The 17,630-nt window shown below is 56.2% G+C and carries 11 protein-coding genes; 8 read left to right on the top strand and 3 right to left on the bottom strand.

What is annotated here, in order from left to right; translation table 11 throughout:
* Window positions 1-43: 43 nt before the first annotated feature.
* Entirely contained in the window at window positions 44-1,126 is a 1,083-nt protein-coding gene (locus ACJ8IJ_RS06505; RefSeq protein WP_442518368.1) for a LacI family DNA-binding transcriptional regulator, read from the bottom strand.
* A gap of 359 nt (window positions 1,127-1,485) precedes the next feature.
* Here ACJ8IJ_RS06505 and ACJ8IJ_RS06500 point away from each other — a divergent pair, with 359 nt between their 5' ends.
* Together ACJ8IJ_RS06500 and ACJ8IJ_RS06495 are read left to right on the top strand one after the other, a co-directional pair.
* Window positions 1,486-2,796 (top strand): MFS transporter, encoded by a 1,311-nt coding sequence (locus ACJ8IJ_RS06500; RefSeq protein WP_004941453.1) that lies wholly within the window; start codon window positions 1,486-1,488, stop codon window positions 2,794-2,796.
* Between the two features lie 11 nt (window positions 2,797-2,807).
* Window positions 2,808-5,174, top strand: coding sequence for a glycoside hydrolase family 31 protein (locus ACJ8IJ_RS06495; protein WP_442518367.1), 2,367 nt, complete (start codon window positions 2,808-2,810; stop codon window positions 5,172-5,174).
* A 3-nt stretch (window positions 5,175-5,177) separates the two neighbouring features.
* On the opposite strand, the gene xseA is transcribed toward ACJ8IJ_RS06495, so the two are convergent.
* Window positions 5,178-6,554, bottom strand: coding sequence for an exodeoxyribonuclease VII large subunit (xseA, locus tag ACJ8IJ_RS06490; protein WP_004941456.1), 1,377 nt, complete (start codon window positions 6,552-6,554; stop codon window positions 5,178-5,180).
* A gap of 170 nt (window positions 6,555-6,724) precedes the next feature.
* Between xseA and guaB the strand changes: the two genes are divergently transcribed.
* From guaB to ACJ8IJ_RS06470, 4 genes are all read left to right on the top strand, one after another.
* Window positions 6,725-8,188, top strand: coding sequence for an IMP dehydrogenase (gene guaB / locus ACJ8IJ_RS06485; RefSeq protein ID WP_004941460.1), 1,464 nt, complete (start codon window positions 6,725-6,727; stop codon window positions 8,186-8,188).
* 103 nt (window positions 8,189-8,291) lie between these two features.
* Window positions 8,292-9,869 (top strand): glutamine-hydrolyzing GMP synthase, encoded by a 1,578-nt coding sequence (gene guaA / locus ACJ8IJ_RS06480; protein WP_021504498.1) that lies wholly within the window; start codon window positions 8,292-8,294, stop codon window positions 9,867-9,869.
* Window positions 9,870-10,968: 1,099 nt separating this feature from the next.
* Complete coding sequence (locus tag ACJ8IJ_RS06475) at window positions 10,969-11,772, top strand: helix-turn-helix domain-containing protein (protein WP_442518366.1); 804 nt, start codon at window positions 10,969-10,971, stop codon at window positions 11,770-11,772.
* A gap of 128 nt (window positions 11,773-11,900) precedes the next feature.
* On the top strand, window positions 11,901-13,526 hold the full coding sequence (locus ACJ8IJ_RS06470; RefSeq protein WP_342579249.1) for a cholesterol oxidase substrate-binding domain-containing protein: 1,626 nt from the start codon (window positions 11,901-11,903) through the stop codon (window positions 13,524-13,526).
* A gap of 76 nt (window positions 13,527-13,602) precedes the next feature.
* Here ACJ8IJ_RS06470 and ACJ8IJ_RS06465 read toward each other — a convergent pair whose 3' ends face one another.
* A complete protein-coding gene (locus tag ACJ8IJ_RS06465; protein ID WP_079007635.1) occupies window positions 13,603-13,920 on the bottom strand; it encodes a hypothetical protein in 318 nt (105 codons plus the stop codon).
* 320 nt (window positions 13,921-14,240) lie between these two features.
* Between ACJ8IJ_RS06465 and ACJ8IJ_RS06460 the strand changes: the two genes are divergently transcribed.
* Both ACJ8IJ_RS06460 and ACJ8IJ_RS06455 read left to right on the top strand, forming a co-directional pair.
* The gene (locus tag ACJ8IJ_RS06460) at window positions 14,241-15,518 is read left to right on the top strand and encodes an HlyD family secretion protein (protein WP_033644082.1); all 1,278 of its coding nucleotides are present in this window, start codon (window positions 14,241-14,243) and stop codon (window positions 15,516-15,518) included.
* The gene (locus tag ACJ8IJ_RS06455; RefSeq protein ID WP_033644081.1) at window positions 15,511-17,625 is read left to right on the top strand and encodes a peptidase domain-containing ABC transporter; all 2,115 of its coding nucleotides are present in this window, start codon (window positions 15,511-15,513) and stop codon (window positions 17,623-17,625) included. Before ACJ8IJ_RS06460 ends, ACJ8IJ_RS06455 begins: the two co-directional genes overlap by 8 nt.
* The last annotated feature ends 5 nt before the right edge of the window (window positions 17,626-17,630 follow it).

Genomic DNA, 17,630 nt, shown 5'->3' with positions numbered 1-17,630 from the left:
AAATTTTACCTCATCGAATGAATGCACTGTGCCTAAGTGTAGCCTACTCGTCATAAAGCCTGTGGTCATGCGTGCTCACCGCCGGCGCAGTCTTGTGCGGGCTGATGCGCCGCACCGAGGCGCGTACCGCCAGCCGGCCGTGCAGCAGCAGATTGCACGGCGGTGCGTCGGCGCGCAGCATGCGCCGCTGCAGCAGTTGGATCGCCTCGTAACCCAGTTCGTCGCGCGGCACCTGCACCGAGGTCAGCGGCACATCATGGATTTCCGCCAGGTTGAAGCCGTCGGTGCTCATCACCGACACGTCGCCCGGCACGTTCAGCCCTCGCTTGTTGAGCGCCTTGACCGCCCCGACCGCCATGTAGTCGCCGCCGGCCAGGATCGCCGTCGGCAGCGGGGCGTGGCCGTGGATGCCATCGAGATAGGTGGTCAGCGCCTGCTCGGCCTCTTCGCTGCCGAAGCCGGAGGTGGTGACCAGATGGCGGCCGTCGTCGAACGGCAGATGATGCCGGGCGTAGGCCTGCCGGATGCCCGCCAGACGCAGCTCCATGGTGTGGCGGCGCAGACACTGCAGGTTGAGAATATGGCTGTGCCCCTGCTGGAACAGGTAGCTGGCGGAGTAATCACCGATCAACTGATGATCCGGCGAGACGCTGTCCAGCCGCATCTGCCGATCGCTGCAGTTGATCAGCACGCAAGGTTTGTGCAGATCGGCCGCCAGGGTGTGGATATGCTCGTCGTCGATGCCGATGATCAGCGCCGCTTCGGTGTGCGGATCGCTCATCTTTTCCAGAAACAGCGCGCCGTCGCTGTGCTGCTCTTCCAGCCCGCAGTAGCGGATGCGCACCTCGTGCTGCATCAGCGCGGCGGCAATGCCCTGAATGACCTTGTAGTAGAAGATGTCGGTGCGCACGTCGAACGCGCGCTGCGGCGCGAACACCATCACGTTGTTCAGCATCAGCCGGCCGCTGGAAATGCCCTGCAGAATGCCGTTTTGCTGCGCACAGTCCAGCACCTTGCGGCGCGCCTCGGCGCTGGTGTTGGCCTTGCCGGCCAGCACGCGGGAAACGGTGCTGATCGACAGCCCGGTTTGGCGGGCGATCTCCTGGATTTTCAGCTTTCCGTTCATTTTGTGATCTCCTTCAAATTCGTCCATGAGAATATTTTCACTGCGGATTTTCAGCGTCTTGACCGGATTTATCGGTCATTATGGCTGTTTTTTCACCCTCTCGTGAAAATCTTTGCAAAAAACCCCGTTTCGCTGTGCGCTATCGCTGAGTAGTCTGCATTGGTACACCAATTTTAACGACCTGTCAGTCCAATTTTAACGGTGTGCGAAAAAGAAAACAAAAAATAAATCATGGGGTTGTGATTGTCTGTCGGCCAATGATGCGGCACCGTTCCGTTTTCACCGTCCCGTGTTTGCTAGCACAACGTACCCTACCAAAACGCGCGTCGCCATAGCCGGCGGCCGCGGGGAGAGAACTGATGAGTGTGGAGATCAATCAGGCGGTCGCGCAGAGCGGGCGGCGCAAGTTTAAATCGCTGCGCTGGTGGATGCTGGCGCTGTTCTTGCTGGGCGTCACGGTCAACTACATCACCCGCAACTCGCTGGGCATTCTGGCGCCGGAGCTGAAAACCAGCCTGAACATGAGCACCGAGCAATATGCCTGGGTAGTGGCGTCGTTCCAGCTGGCCTACACGGTGTTCCAGCCGATCTGCGGCTGGCTGATCGACGTTATCGGCCTGAAGATGGGCTTTCTGATCTGCGCCAGCATTTGGGCGGTGGTATGTATGCTGCACGCCGGCGCCGGCAGCTGGCTGCAACTGGCCATTCTGCGCTTCTTCATGGGGGGCGCGGAGGCGGCGGCTACCCCGGCCAACGCCAAGGCGATCTCCGACTGGTTCCCGAAAAAGGAGCGGCCGATCGCCGCCGGCTGGGCGGGCGTCGGTTTCTCCATCGGCGCCATGCTGGCGCCGCCGATCATCGTCATCGCTCACGTCTCCTTCGGCTGGCAGGGGGCGTTCCTGTTCTCCGGCGGGCTGGCGCTGATCTGGGTCGTGCTGTGGTGGCTGTTCTACCACTCGCCGCAGCAGCACCCGAACCTCAGCCAGCAAGAGCTGGATCTGATCCGCGAAGACAACGAGCCGGTGTTGCCGAAGCTGCCGTTTTTCACTTCGCTGGCCAGCCTGTGCAAGAACAAGAAGTTTTACGGCATCGCCATCCCGGCCTTTCTCGCCGAGCCGGCCTGGGCGGTATTCAGTTTCTGGGTGCCGCTGTACCTGGCCACCGAACGCGGCATGGATCTGAAACAGATCGCGATGTTCGCCTGGCTGCCTTTCCTGGCGGCGGATATCGGCAGCGTCGCCAGCGGCTATCTCACCACCCTGTACCGCAAATGGTTCGGCTGCAGCCGCGTCAACTCGGTGGTCGCCAGCTCGGTGACCGGCGCTTTCCTGATGGTGTCGTTGGCGTTCGTGGCGATCACCCAAGATCCCTATGTGGCGATCGCGCTGATCTCGATCGGCGGTTTCGGCCACCAGGTGATCTCCTGCATGCTCAGCGCCCTGGTGGTGGAGTCGTTCGATAAAAACCAGATGGCGACGGTCAACGGCATGCGCGGTTCCAGCGCCTGGATCGCCAGCTTCCTGTTCACGCTCCTGATCGGCGCGGTGTCCGACACCATCGGCTTCAACCCGCTGTTCATCGCGATGGGCTTCTTCGATCTGATCGGCGCTGTGTTCCTGATTGCCCTGATCGCCGAGCGCGGCGGTAAGAAAACCCCTTCACACAGCTAAGTGGAATATTTATGAAAACCTTGAAAAATTGGACGCTGGCGGCGCAGCATGCCGACCACGTCGAGCTGCTGGTCGATGAACGCCACCGTTTCTGCCTGTACGTGCTGGAAGACGGTCTGTTCCGCGTGTTGATCAAACGTGAGGGTGAGCTGGCGCTGGATCGTACCTGGAGCATCGCGCCGCAGGAGGATGTGCCCTGGGAGGGGCGCGATCGGCTCAGCGTCGCCGGTTTCAGCCTGCCGGGCTATCAGCTGCGCCAGGAGAGCGATCGGCTGGTGGTCAGCACGCCGCTGCTGCGCGTGACGGTGCATCAGCCGCTGTGGTTGGAATGGGAGCATTGCAATGCCGCCGGCGAGTGGCGGCCGCTGGCGGCGGATCGGCCGACCAGCGCCTACCTGCTCAATGCGCACGGCGACGGCGTGGCGCACTACCAGCGCCGCTTCGCCGATGAGCGCTATTACGGCCTGGGGGAGAAAGCCGGCGATCTGGAGCGCACCGGCCGCCGCTTCGAGATGCGCAACCTGGACGCCATGGGGTACAACGCCGCCAGCACCGATCCGCTGTACAAGCACATTCCGTTCACCATCACCCGTGGGCCGGAGGCGAGCTTCGGTCTGTTCTACGACAACCTGAGCAGCTGCTGGCTGGATCTGGGCAACGAGATCGACAATTACCACGCGGCCTATCGCCGCTATCAGGCCGAAGCGGGCGATCTGGATTACTACCTGTTCCTCGGGCCGAAGGTTTTGGACGTCACCAAGGCCTTCGTGCGCCTGACCGGCCGCACCCACTTCGGGCCGAAGTGGAGCCTGGGCTACAGCGGCTCGACCATGCATTATACCGACGCGCCGGACGCCCAGCAGCAGCTGCAACAGTTCATTGCGCTGTGCCGCCAGCACGCCATCCCCTGTGACTCCTTCCAGCTGTCGTCGGGCTACACCTCGATTAACAACAAGCGCTACGTGTTCAACTGGAATTACGACAAAGTGCCGCAGCCCAAGCAATTGAGCCAGGCGTTTCACGACGCCGGCCTCAGGCTGGCGGCCAACATCAAGCCGTGCCTGCTGCAGGATCATCCGCAGTATCAAGAGGTGGCGGCGCAGGGGCTGTTTATCCGCGATTCGCAAAGCGACGCGCCGGAACGCTCCAGCTTCTGGGACGACGAAGGCTCGCACCTCGACTTCACCAACCCGGCGACGGTGCGCTGGTGGCAGCAGGGCGTCACGCAGCAACTGCTGGAGATGGGCATCGATTCCACCTGGAACGACAACAACGAGTACGAAGTGTGGGATGGCGAAGCGCGCTGCCATGGCTTCGGGCGGCCGATCGCCATCAAGCACATCCGCCCGGTGATGCCGCTGCTGATGATGCGCGCCTCGATGGAGGCCCAGCAGCGCTTCGCGCCGCAGAAGCGGCCGTACCTGATCTCGCGCTCCGGCTGCGCCGGCATGCAGCGCTACGTGCAGACCTGGAGCGGCGACAACCGCACCAGCTGGCAGACGCTGCGCTACAACATCCGCATGGGGCTGGGCATGAGCCTGTCCGGCTTGTATAACCTCGGCCACGACGTCGGCGGCTTCTCCGGCGACAAGCCGGACGCCGAGCTGCTGGTGCGCTGGGTACAAAACGGCGTGATGCATCCGCGTTTCACCATCCACTCCTGGAACGACGACGCCACGGTCAACGAGCCCTGGATGTACCCGAGCGCTACCCCGGCGGTACGTGAGGCGATCAACCTGCGTTACCGGCTGCTGCCGTATTTCTACACTCTGCTGTGGCAGGCCTGCGCCGACGACGAGCCAATGCTGCGCCCGACTTTTCTCGATCACGAACAGGATGTGCGCACCTTCGGCGAGAACGACGATTTTCTGATCGGCCGCGATCTGCTGGTGGCCAGCGTGGTGGAGCCGGGGCAGCGTCGCCGATCGGTGTATCTGCCGGATAACGGCGAAGGCTGGTACTGCTTCTACAGCGGCCAGTGGTTCGGCGGCGGGCAGACGGTGACGCTGGCGGCGCCGTTGGAGCGTCTGCCGCTGCTGGTGCGCGCCGGGGCGGCGCTGCCGCTGTCGCAGCGGCTGGCGCATGTGGACGTGGCTGCCGACGATCGGCGCGAGCTGCGGCTGTTTCCGCTCAAGGGCTGCGGCGTGAGCAGCGGGCTGTTGTTTGAGGACGACGGCGAAAGCGACGGTTGGCGGCAGGGCGATGCGCTGTGGCTGCGCTGGGAAATGCGCTGCGACCATCAGCGCATCATGCTGGATATCGCGACGGAAGGGCGTTTCTGCCCGGCCTGGCGCACGCTGACGCTCAGCCTGCCGGAAGGCGAAACGCGCGCGCTGTGGGTGAACGGCGAACCGGGCGAGCGCTTTACGCTGGAGTAGGGGCTATTCGGCCGCGCGTTTCTTGCGCGGCTTCTTGGCGACGGTGATGGTTTTCACCTCGCTTTCCACCCAGCCGTCCTGCAGACGGGTTTTCAGCAGTTCGCCGACCTGTGCCTGCTTGGTGGTTTTCAGCAGCTCGCCGCGCGGAGTTTGCGTCACGCTGTAGCCGCGCGCCAGCGTCGCCAGCGGGCTGACGGTCTCCAGCTGGCTGCAGGCCACGCCGAAGCGCTGGCGGTAGGCGTTGAGCTGGCGCTCCATCGCCTGCTGCAGGCGGTATTCCTGCTGCTGCACGCGCTGTTGGTAGCGGTGAATGCGGCCCTGCGGCTGCACCTGCGCCAGCCGTTGCTGGGCGCGCTCGCTGCGGCGGGCGGCCAGGCGCAGCTGTTGCTGCATGCCGTCTTCCATCCGGCGCTGCAGCTTGAACAGCAGCGTCTGCTGACGCGCCAGGCGCAGATGCGGATGCTGCTGCTGTAAACGGTGGTGAATGCGGGTGAACTGCTGCTGGCGCTGCGCCAGGTAGTAATCCATCGCCATCTCCAGCCGCTGCTGCTGCGACTGCAGCTGGCGCAACAGCTCGAGCTGATTGCGGCTCACCAGTTCGGCGGCGGCGGATGGGGTCGGCGCGCGCAGGTCGGCAACGAAGTCGGCGATGGTGACGTCGGTTTCATGGCCGACGGCGCTGACGATCGGAATGCGGCTGGCGAAGATCGCTCGCGCCACGCGTTCGTCGTTGAAGCTCCACAGATCCTCCAGCGAACCACCGCCGCGGCCGACGATCAGCACGTCGCATTCATCGCGGCGGTTGGCGGCCTCGATGGCGCGCACGATCTGCATCGGCGCTTCCGCGCCCTGCACCGAGGTGGGGTAGATGACGATCGGCAGCGACGGATCGCGCCGCTGCAAGACCTGCAGAATATCGTGCAGCGCCGCGCCGCTGGCGGAGGTGATCACCCCGACGCGTTTGGCCGGCGCGGGCAGCGGCTGCTTGAACTGCTGATCGAACAGCCCTTCGGCGCTCAGGCGCTGTTTCAGTTGCTCAAACTGCTGCTGCAGCAGGCCGTCGCCGGCGGGCTGCATGCTCTCGGCGATCAGCTGGTAGTCGCCGCGCGGTTCATACAGCGTGATGCTGGCGCGCACCAGGACCTGCTGGCCGTTTTGCGGCCGGAAGGTGACGCGGCGGTTGCTGTTGCGGAACATCGCGCAGCGCACCTGGGCGCGATCGTCCTTCAGCGTGAAGTACCAGTGGCCAGAGGCGGGCTGGGAGAGGTTGGAGATCTCGGCGGAGAGCCAAATCTGCCCCATTTCCCTTTCCAGCAGTTGGCGAACCGTCTGATTCAGGCGGCTTACGGTAAAAATGGAAGGCGAAACAGGTAGCGACATGTGACCCAGATCAAATTTCAAAACAATCACTTAATTGGTCGATACTACATGGCTGAAAAAGGTAATCAAGACTTTTTGTAAGAAAGTGCTGGAGGCAACCGATTCCGCTCTGTATAATGCCGCGGCAATATTTTATCTTTTTCACAGCCCACCCTGGTGAGATATTGCCCATGCTACGTATCGCTAAAGAAGCTCTGACGTTTGACGACGTCCTCCTGGTTCCAGCCCACTCCACGGTTCTGCCTAACACTGCAGAGCTCGGCACTCAACTGACCAAAACCATCCGCCTGAACATCCCTATGCTGTCCGCAGCCATGGATACCGTTACCGAATCCGGCCTGGCCATCGCGCTGGCGCAGGAAGGCGGCCTGGGCTTCATCCACAAAAACATGTCCATCGAGCGCCAGGCTGAAGAAGTCAGCCGCGTGAAGAAACATGAAAGCGGCGTAGTCACCGACCCGCAGACCGTTACTCCGGCCACCACGCTGCAGGAAGTGAAAGAGCTGACCGCGCGCAACGGCTTCGCCGGTTACCCGGTCGTTACCGAAGACAACGAACTGGTCGGCATCATCACCGGCCGCGACGTGCGCTTCGTGACCGATCTGACTCAGCCGGTGACTGCGGTGATGACGCCGAAAGATCGCCTGGTCACCGTGAAAGAAGGTGAAGCGCGCGACGTGGTGCTGCAGAAGATGCACGAAAAGCGCGTAGAAAAAGCGCTGGTGGTGGACGACAGCTTCCATCTGCTGGGCATGATCACCGTTAAAGACTTCCAGAAAGCGGAACGTAAGCCGAACGCCTGTAAAGACGAGCACGGCCGTCTGCGCGTGGGCGCGGCGGTCGGCGCCGGCGCCGGCAACGAAGAGCGCGTCGACGCGCTGGTGGCGGCGGGCGTTGACGTGCTGCTGATCGACTCCTCGCACGGCCACTCCGAAGGCGTGTTGCAGCGCATTCGCGAAACCCGCGCCAAATACCCGGATCTGCAGATCGTCGGCGGCAACGTCGCGACCGCAGCGGGCGCCAAAGCGCTGGCTGAAGCCGGCGTGAGCGCGGTGAAAGTGGGTATCGGCCCTGGCTCCATCTGCACCACCCGCATCGTGACCGGCGTGGGCGTGCCGCAGATCACCGCCATCGCTGACGCGGTGGAAGCACTGGAAGGCACCGGCATTCCGGTTATCGCCGACGGTGGCATCCGCTTCTCCGGCGACATCGCCAAAGCGATCGCCGCGGGCGCCTCTTGCGTGATGGTTGGCTCCATGCTGGCGGGCACCGAAGAATCTCCGGGCGAAATCGAGCTGTATCAGGGCCGTTCGTTCAAATCTTACCGCGGCATGGGTTCGCTGGGCGCGATGTCCAAAGGCTCTTCCGACCGTTACTTCCAGACCGATAACGCCGCCGACAAACTGGTGCCGGAAGGTATCGAAGGCCGCGTGGCCTATAAAGGCATGCTGAAAGCCATCGTGCACCAGCAGATGGGCGGCCTGCGCTCCTGCATGGGCCTGACCGGCTGCGCCACCATCGACGATCTGCGCACCAAGGCGGAGTTCGTGCGCATCAGCGGCGCCGGCATTCAGGAAAGCCACGTGCACGACGTGACCATCACCAAAGAGTCACCGAACTACCGCATGGGCTGATGCCTTAACCTCTCCTGAGTGAGAGGCCGGGGTGGGGCGCCAAGCCCCATCCCGAAAACATACATTTTCGCTCTTTTTCTCTTGTTGCTGGAATTCGCCTCACATGACACAAAATATCCATAAGCATCGCATCCTCATACTGGACTTCGGTTCGCAATACACCCAACTGGTCGCCCGCCGCGTGCGCGAAATCGGCGTTTACTGCGAACTGTGGGCCTGGGACGTTAGCGAAGAGCAGATCCGCGAATTCAACCCAAGCGGCATCATCCTGTCCGGCGGCCCGGAAAGCACCACCGAAGCCGGCAGCCCGCGCGCCCCTGACTACGTGTTCAACGCCGGCGTGCCGGTGCTCGGCGTGTGCTACGGCATGCAGACCATGGCGATGCAGCTGGGTGGCCATGTGCAGGGTTCCAACGAACGCGAGTTCGGCTACGCGCAGGTGGAAATCGTCAACGAGAGCGCGCTGCTGCGCGACATCGAAGACGCCATCAGCCCGGCCGGCAAACCGCTGCTGGACGTGTGGATGAGCCACGGCGACAAAGTGACCGCGATCCCGTCCGACTTCGTGACCGTCGCCAGCACCGACACCTGCCCGTTCGCCATTATGGCCAACGAAGAAAAACGCTTCTACGGCGTGCAATTCCACCCGGAAGTGACCCACACCCGTCAGGGCCAGCGCATGCTGGAGCGCTTCGTACTGGACATCTGTCAGTGTGAAGCCCTGTGGACGCCGGCCACCATTATCGAAGATGCGGTCGAGCGCATCCGCGAGCAGGTGGGTGAGGACCACGTGATCCTCGGCCTGTCCGGCGGCGTTGACTCCTCCGTCACCGCGATGCTGCTGCACCGCGCCATCGGCAAACGCCTGACCTGCGTGTTCGTCGACAACGGCCTGCTGCGCTTGAACGAAGCCAAGCAGGTGATGGAAATGTTCGGCGACCACTTCGGCCTGAACATCGTGCACGTCGAGGCGGAAAACCGCTTCCTGACCGCACTGGCGGGCGTGGACGAACCGGAAGCCAAGCGTAAAATTATCGGCCGCGTGTTCGTTGAAGTGTTCGACGAAGAAGCCTGCAAGCAAGAGCAGGTGAAATGGCTGGCGCAGGGCACCATCTATCCGGACGTGATCGAATCCGCCGCTTCCGCCACCGGCAAAGCGCACGTGATTAAGTCGCACCACAACGTGGGCGGCCTGCCGAAAGAGATGAAGCTGGGCCTGGTCGAGCCGCTGAAAGAGCTGTTCAAAGATGAAGTGCGCAAGATCGGCCTGGAGCTGGGCCTGCCGTACGACATGCTGTACCGTCACCCGTTCCCGGGCCCAGGTCTGGGCGTGCGCGTGCTGGGCGAAGTGAAGAAAGAGTACTGCGATCTGCTGCGCCGCGCCGACGCCATCTTCATCGAAGAGCTGCACAAAGCCGACCTGTACAACAAAGTCAGCCAGGCGTTCACCGTGTTCCTGCCGGTGCGTTCGGTCGGCGTGATGGGCGACGGCCGCAAATATGACTGGGTGGTCTCCCTGCGTGCGGTGGAAACCATCGACTTCATGACCGCGCACTGGGCGCACCTGCCGTATGACTTCCTCGGCCGCGTCTCCAACCGCATCATCAACGAAGTGGACGGCATCTCCCGCGTGGTGTACGACATCAGCGGCAAGCCGCCGGCGACGATTGAGTGGGAGTAATCCCGCGTCCGGCGTAGGCTGGCGTCAGTGAACCGCACATGAGAACCAAACCCGCTTAACGGCGGGTTTTTTTATGCCCGATGTTTGGCGCCCTGTGCCGTAGACGGCCTCCGATCCGAAAGGAGGGCTGGGTTGAGAGAGGCGCGAACGGAGAGGACAGCCCGCGCGGAGCCGCCTGCACTTTGCTTACGGCTCATTTCCTGAGGCGCGGCGTTTTCCATCTCGGCTTTGCGCCTATCCGCAGAACGGCATTCTGCAACCACGCGCACTTCGCCGGTGCGATAATGTCGTCGGATAACGGAGCTTTATTCACCGTATCCGCCGGGCCGCGGCATAATGAATTGCCGTATTGAGGCGCGTCGACTCATCGGCATCGGGCGATGGCGTAGCTAATTAATCCTCTGCGAAAATAAAAGGACTCCGTGCGCCCTTTTATGGGATTTTTCTGAAAGACTTGGTCTGACGAATAAATACATCAGAAGGATGCGATGAATTAGTCTATTTCTTATTTTATAAATCTTTCCTTCTGTTTTTATTGAGGAAATCAGCGGTTTTATTGTATTTAATAACCCTTCTCAAGGACGAGTCCTACGTTTTATCGGCATTCATTGCTTGGAATTGAAATTCTAATTATATGATTTTTCTTGTCTTTTACTTATTGTCGTAACATAAAGTGCGAACTGTATAATTATCTGGCATTTGATATTTTCTAAGCTATCTACATAGGCTACTCTAAATGTAAGGGTATTAAAATGCACCGCCGAGAGGGAGGCAAACGATTTATCAACGGATGCCAGGACATGCTTTCTTTTGACTGCTTAGTTGCACAACGTCAGGATGGATATTGGTCAAGATGAAAGAGACAGGAAAAGCCGTCACCAGGGAAAAGCTTTATAAGAATTATACCAATAACGTCACAAGGAGGATGTCTACCCAAAAAGAAGTGTCTCTTTGTCAATCAACTATAAAAGGTTCATCGTTTTTCACATTCTAATCCTAATTGCATGATTGCGGCAGCGCTTTGTTTTTCATTTTAATGGATAAAAGCCCAATGAGCAGGTTGTCTGAGGGTGGGTTTTGTTAGGGCATGGATGTCATTATGAGTTACCAGCATAGTATTGTGGTCGAGCTAGTTAATTTGATCGAGATGAATATACAGCATGATCTCTCGATAGAAAAGTTATCGGATTTGTCTGGTTATTCGAAATGGCACTTGCAAAGAATGTTTCAGCGTTATACGGGAATGAAAATAGCGACGTATATCAGAAATAGGCGTCTGAGCAAGTCTGCCGTCATGCTCAAACAGTCTGATTTAAAAGTATTGGAAGTGGCTACTGCTATCGGCTTTAGCTCCCAGCAGGCTTTTAGCCGCGCCTTTCAACGCTTTTTCGGTGAAAGCCCAAAGGACTTTAGAACGAGCCAGGAATGGGACTTTTCCAAACATCTCCCTCCCTTTTTAATACAAAATCCGTCAGCATATCATTTTATCGAAATGCCCAAGAACATATACCTGCTTAAGGGATATAATTTTTTTCTCTATCATTCGATGAATGCTTCCAGCTCTGGAGGAGAGGAACGACAGAAATACAGCAGCCGCACAGGGAAAAACACCGATACGTCAATGCACACGGTAAAGTTGGCATCATCCGGTTGGGAAGTAACGCTCAGCAAAGGGTACTACGAGACACGCAATCTGACGTTGATAAGAGGGCAGTATTTGTTGTTCGAGTTTAACGGCAGGTTGAACGAATACCTGGTTTTTTTTGACAGCATCTATGACGCCTATCTTCCTTTGCTTGGCGTGCGAATAAGAAACGGCTTTTTAATTGAATTGCATAAAGAAAAGAATTTTCAATACGCAGAACTTAACGTCAAGGTGTTGGTTTATATTGGCAAGTCTTGACGCTATTCGGGCAGTAAAACAGAGGGATTATCCCAAGGAAAAGGAGGTGCTTATCAGGGTGATTAATTAGCGCTCGGGCTGTTGCCGTTTTTATCTCTATCGATTTTAATTTTAAAAGGAAGTCAGTTATGACTAGTTCTAGTTTGAACACGTTCCCTGTGGGTTATGAGTATGTCAACTTTGTTAATTGGTCAAAAGAAATCTCCGGCAATCATATTCTGACCTGCTATCCACAAAATACGGATGAGCTCTTGGCCGTGATTAACTGGGCGCATGAGAATAAATATTGCGTGCGTCCGGTTGGCATCAAGCACAACTGGTCACCGCTCGTTATTGCAAACGGGGAGGATAACAGCAATGTCGTGCTGATCGACCTCACCAGGAAATTCAAAAACATCTCAATCAATAAAGTGGGAGAGCATGGATACGTCACCGCGCAAACGGGGGTGACAATGCAGGCTTTGCTCACTGAATTAGAAAAAAAGAAACTCGGCTTTTACGCGACGCCGGCGCCTGGCGATCTGACCCTGGGCGGCGTGCTCGCCATCGGCGGCCATGGAACCTGCATCCCGGCAAAAGATGAGCGTCTGGCTGAGTTTGCCAGCTTTGGTTCCGTGAGCAATAGCGTGGTGTCGCTAAAAGCTGTCGTTTGGGATCAGGCGCGGTCGAAGTATGAATTAAAGGAGTTTACGCGTGATAATGCGGAGAGCTCGGCATTCCTGGTGCATGTCGGCCGGGCTTTTATCAGCGAAGTGACGCTGCAGGTGCCGCGCAACCGGCGTTTACGCTGTCAAAGTTATGTTAATGTCACCGCGGCGGATCTTTTTTCCACTGCGAGCACGACAAAAAATACCTTCAGCCATTTCTTGGATCTGTGCGGGCGCGTTGAAGTCATCTGGTTCCCGTTCACGGAAAAACCATGGCTGAAAGTGTGGAAGCAAGAAGACAGCTTCCCAAAAGTGTCAAAACCGGTTAATGGTCCATTTAACTATCCGTTCTCGGATAATTTGCCGGTTAAAATTTCCGATATCATTAAAAAAATCAATAATGGCCACCCGGAGCTGACCCCGACACTCGGCAAGGCGCAGATGGAGTTGGTCAGCATTGGTTTAGGGGCCACCGTGTCGGCGGATCTGTGGGGGTGGAGCAAGGATCTGCTGTTGTATGTGAAGCCGACAACGCTGCGCGTGACGGCCAATGGTTACGCGATAATCACGAAGCGGAGCAATATTCAAAACGTATTGCACGATTTCACGAAAAAATATGAAGAAATGGTGGCCGATTACCAGCGCAAGAATTCATTTCCGATGAATGGCCCGATTGAAATTCGCGTCACCGGATTGGACAGTGCAAAAGAGAGTGCGGTGGCCAATGCCATTGTTCCCGATCTTTCGGCTATTCGCCCCGTTGAATCCCATCCGGAATGGGATGTCGCGATCTGGTTGGATATTCTGACCATGCCCGATACGCCGGATGCCAATAAATTCTACAGTGAAATGGAAAAATGGATTTTTAGCCACTATGCGGGCGACTATGCGACGGTTCGCGTAGAGTGGAGTAAAGGCTGGGGTTATACGTCACAGGCAGCGTGGCAGGATAAAACCGTACTCGAAGAAAACATTCCGCGCAGCTTTAATGCCGGGGCAGGGAACAATGACAGTTGGAATCATGCCTGCAACGTGCTGAATAAGTACGATCCGCACAACGTGTTCTCCTCTCCATTGACCAAAGCGGTTTTCAAACAGAAGAGTTAGTGAGTGCGTAATTGAAATAACCACCTGATTGGCAGGTGGTTAGCATCATTAACCTTTCAGAGGGAGCCGCTTGTTTTCAAGCACCCCATTCTTTCTCGTAATGATATTCGATACGGCTTGCATCCCCACCCAGCAGGGAGCCTACGGCTGCAACGCTTTTAAATGCCGCATAGCCAAGCGAGTCCGCGACATTATGAACGGCGCCCAAGCCAAAACCGATCGCGTTGAACCCTTGGCCTACGGAAGAGATCAATCGGGTATTAAGCGCATCATTGGCCAATTTTACGGTATCAATGATAACATCGCCGGCAAATCCTGATACAAAGCTTGCCGTATCGGAAATAATCCCCGCACCAGAAACGATTTCGATCTCTGCAGTATTTAGCTCTTTCATAGTAAATCCTTTCAACTTTATCCCTATACCTCAGGAACGAAACGTAAAGCGTTTCGCAGCTTAATTCTCGCAGCCTCTGTGAATGACGGCTTGATGAGAATACACTTAAATTAAAGAGGTCGGTGTTGAAATATGCAACTCATAACGCCGTCGCTAATATTATGGTCGCACTTTTTGTGACGTTTTAGCAGTTTTGTGGTTTTTTAAGATTATTATTACTTGTGGGTTTTGCCAACAAAGACTAAATCTAAATAAGCGCCGTATTGGGCCATGGATAAGATAAAAATGAACGGTGTCGCTATATATGGAGAGGTCAGAATTTGTTTAGGGAAGAGGCCTTATCGCACAGTCGTTCTAAATGGGCAGGAAAAGCATTGTTAATTGCAGGGTTGCCGGCCTGGGTCATCGCGGGCATTTCACTTTCATTCGTTTCTGTGCTGATCATTTTCGTGACCTATGGCGGTTATACCCGGCGTATCAGCGTCGGCGGAGAGGTCACGACGCTGCCAAGGTCGGTCAACATATTTGCTACTCAGCAGGGATTCATTGCACAACGCTTTGTTAATGTGGGCGATCAGGTAAAAAAAGGGCAGCATCTTTATCAGATAGACGTCAGCAGGGTGACGGATTCCGGCACCGTCAGCGCAAGCACGCGGCAGGCGATAGAAAATCAACTGGCGCAGGTCGATAGCATCATCGCCAAATTGGAGGCGAACAAGAAAACGACCCTGGTCAATCTGCAAGCGCAGATTGACCAATATAAACTGGCGCACAGCCAGTCCAAACAGATGGTCGAGAATTCACGCAACGGCGTTAACTTCATGCGCGAAACCATGAAAAATTACGATGAGTATCGCAGTAAGGGGCTCATTAATCGGGATCAGCTGAATAACCAGGTTTACCTCTACTATCAGCAGCAGAGTACGTTCCACAGTCTCTATAACCAAAGCATTCAAGAGTCTTTGCAGATAACTAACCTGAATAGCGATCTCGCGACAAGAGCGTCCGATTTCGATAATCAAATCTCACAATATCAATTTCAGCGCAATGATCTCCTGCGGCAGCTGGCCGAAGCGGACGCCAGCGGCTCGTTGATTGTCAATGCGCCGGCGGACGGGCGCGTTGAATCGCTCAGCGTGACGCCTGGGCAAATGGTCAATACAGGAGACAGCCTGGCGCAATTAATCCCCAGTAATCATGCCATCTATTATTTGGTTTTATGGTTGCCCAACAGCAGCGTGCCTTACGTGAGCCGAGGCGATCACATCAACGTTCGCTATGACGCCTTTCCGTATGAAAAATTTGGTCAGTTTCCCGGCGTGATCGAAAGCATCGCTTATGTTCCCGCATCGATTCAGGAAATGTCCACTTACAGCAGTTCGCCAACTCGACAATCGGCTGAACTGGTTGAGTCGTACTACAAAGTGCTGGTGGCTATCGATAACACGCAGTTTGGCTATCAGGGAAAGAAGCTGAACCTTTCAAGCGGCATGAAGGCGCAAGCCACGCTTTTCCTGGAGAAAAGACCCATCTACCAATGGATGTTCGCGCCATTTTATGACATGAAAAACAGTGTGTCGGGGCCACTTCGTGAATAAAGTTTATGAGAATATCGTTGGCAAGCTGAACCTGTCGCTCAGAAGAAAAGTGCCGCAGGTCTTGCAAACGGAGGCCGCCGAATGCGGGCTGGCCAGTTTAGCGATGGTGTGCGGCTATTACGGCATGCACATCGATATGCTGTCGATGCGGCAGAAGTTTGATATCTCGGCCCGTGGCGCCACCCTGAGCTCGCTGATCGCGATCGCCGAGAATCTCAATTTGAAAACGCGGGCTTTATCCTTGAGCCTGGATGAGATTCACCAGGTGAAAAGGCCCTGCATATTGCACTGGGATATGAATCACTTTGTGGTCCTGGTCAACATTCGCGGTGGGCGGATAACCCTGCACGATCCGGCATTTGGCCGCCGGGTTATCGGCCTGCAGGAGTTTTCCCTTCATTTTACCGGAATCGCTTTAGAGGTATGGCCAAGCAGTGAATTCACGCCTGTGGTGCAGAAAAATCGCCTGCACTTTAGAAAACTGCTCAGCAATGTCACCGGTCTTAAAAGCGCGCTGGTAAAAATTTTCGCGCTGTCGCTGGTCATTGAGGCCGTCAACCTGCTGATGCCCGTCGGGACTCAGTTGGTGATGGACCACGTCATCCAGGCCGGCGACCATAATTTATTGGTCATTATTTGCGTCGGTTTATTGTTTTTTATCTTGTTCCGCACCTGCGTTTCGATGTTTCGCTCGTGGATCTCCATCGTGATGGGCGCGCTGATCGATATACAGTGGAAATCAGGGCTGTTTGATCATCTGATGAAGCTCCCGCTTGCCTATTTTGAAAAGCGCAAGCTGGGTGATATTCAATCGCGCTTTGGCTCGTTGGACGCCATTCGCACCACGTTTACCACCAGTATCGTTTCCAGCATCATTGATGGCATCATGTCGGTCGGCGTATTTATCATGATGTTCATGTACGGCGGCTGGCTGGTGTGGGTAGCCTCCGGCTTTACGGTCTTATATGTTCTGCTGCGCCTTTCGACCTATCGCTATTATCGGCAAGCGTCCGAGGAGCAATTGGTGAAGTCGGCGAAAGCCAGCTCACATTTTATGGAGACGCTGTACAGCATCGCGACGCTGAAGTCGTTGGGGTTGGCGGGAACGCGTTCGCAATTCTGGTTAAATTTAAATATCGATACGGCAAACGCCAATATTCGGGTGACGAAGCTTGATATGTTCTTTGGCGGCGTGAATGCGTTTCTTGCGGCCTGCGATCAAATCGTTATCTTGTGGTTGGGCGCGTCTTTAGTGATCGACAGTCAAATGACATTAGGCATGTTTGTCGCCTTTAATGCCTATCGGGGGCAATTCTCCGATCGCGCGTCAAATCTTATCGATATGGTCATTCGGCTGCGAATGCTGAATTTGCATAATGAAAGGCTGGCGGACATCGTGCTTTCTACGACAGAGGAAGAAAAGCCCTATCGCAAGATATGCAATCCCAACGAGGCGGTGACTTTTGAAGTGCGCGATCTGCTTTATCAATATGACAGCCTTTCGCGCCCAGTGATCCCCGGGCTCAGCCTGCAGATCGCAGCGGGAGAAAGCGTGGCGATCGTCGGGCCTTCAGGCGTTGGCAAAACCACGTTGATGAAGCTGATGTGCGGGCTGTTGGAACCGACGGAAGGGCGCTTGTTTATCAACGGCATTAACATTCATGATATCGGCATTAATAATTATCGGGAGTGCATCGCGTGTGTATTGCAAGAAGATAAACTGCTTGCCGGTTCAATTGCCGAGAACATATGCAGTTTTGATGCTCATCCCGATACGGAATTTATCGTTGAATGCGCCAAGCATTGCAATATTCACGACGATATTATGAAAATGCCGATGGGATATGAAACGTTGGTGGGCGAATTAGGGGGGAGCCTTTCCGGCGGGCAAAAACAGCGGGTGCTTATCGCCCGTGCGTTATATCGAAGGCCCAGTATTCTGTTTATGGACGAAGCCACCAGTCATTTGGATCTGGACAATGAAAAAAGGGTGAACGAAGCCATATCCTCGTTGAAAATGACCCGCGTTATCATTGCTCATCGGCCATCGACGATTGCATCGGCAGATCGGGTAATTACATTGCAACCTGTAAATGCAATGGCGTAATTGTT

The sequence above is a fragment of the Serratia sp. CY40230 genome (assembly GCF_052168835.1).
GTDB lineage: Bacteria > Pseudomonadota > Gammaproteobacteria > Enterobacterales > Enterobacteriaceae > Serratia > Serratia nematodiphila.
The sequence above is the reverse complement of the archived record's forward strand: the minus strand, read 5'-3'. Positions and strand labels throughout refer to the sequence as shown.

Bases quoted from the DNA above. Each gene is read 5' to 3' on its own strand.
- ACJ8IJ_RS06505 (WP_442518368.1), bottom strand. From the start codon at position 1,126: ATGAACGGAAAGCTGAAAATCCAGGAGATCGCCCGCCAAACCGGGCTG.
- ACJ8IJ_RS06500 (WP_004941453.1), top strand. From the start codon at position 1,486: ATGAGTGTGGAGATCAATCAGGCGGTCGCGCAGAGCGGGCGGCGCAAG.
- ACJ8IJ_RS06495 (WP_442518367.1), top strand. From the start codon at position 2,808: ATGAAAACCTTGAAAAATTGGACGCTGGCGGCGCAGCATGCCGACCAC.
- xseA (WP_004941456.1), bottom strand. From the start codon at position 6,554: ATGTCGCTACCTGTTTCGCCTTCCATTTTTACCGTAAGCCGCCTGAAT.
- guaB (WP_004941460.1), top strand. From the start codon at position 6,725: ATGCTACGTATCGCTAAAGAAGCTCTGACGTTTGACGACGTCCTCCTG.
- guaA (WP_021504498.1), top strand. From the start codon at position 8,292: ATGACACAAAATATCCATAAGCATCGCATCCTCATACTGGACTTCGGT.
- ACJ8IJ_RS06475 (WP_442518366.1), top strand. From the start codon at position 10,969: ATGAGTTACCAGCATAGTATTGTGGTCGAGCTAGTTAATTTGATCGAG.
- ACJ8IJ_RS06470 (WP_342579249.1), top strand. From the start codon at position 11,901: ATGACTAGTTCTAGTTTGAACACGTTCCCTGTGGGTTATGAGTATGTC.
- ACJ8IJ_RS06465 (WP_079007635.1), bottom strand. From the start codon at position 13,920: ATGAAAGAGCTAAATACTGCAGAGATCGAAATCGTTTCTGGTGCGGGG.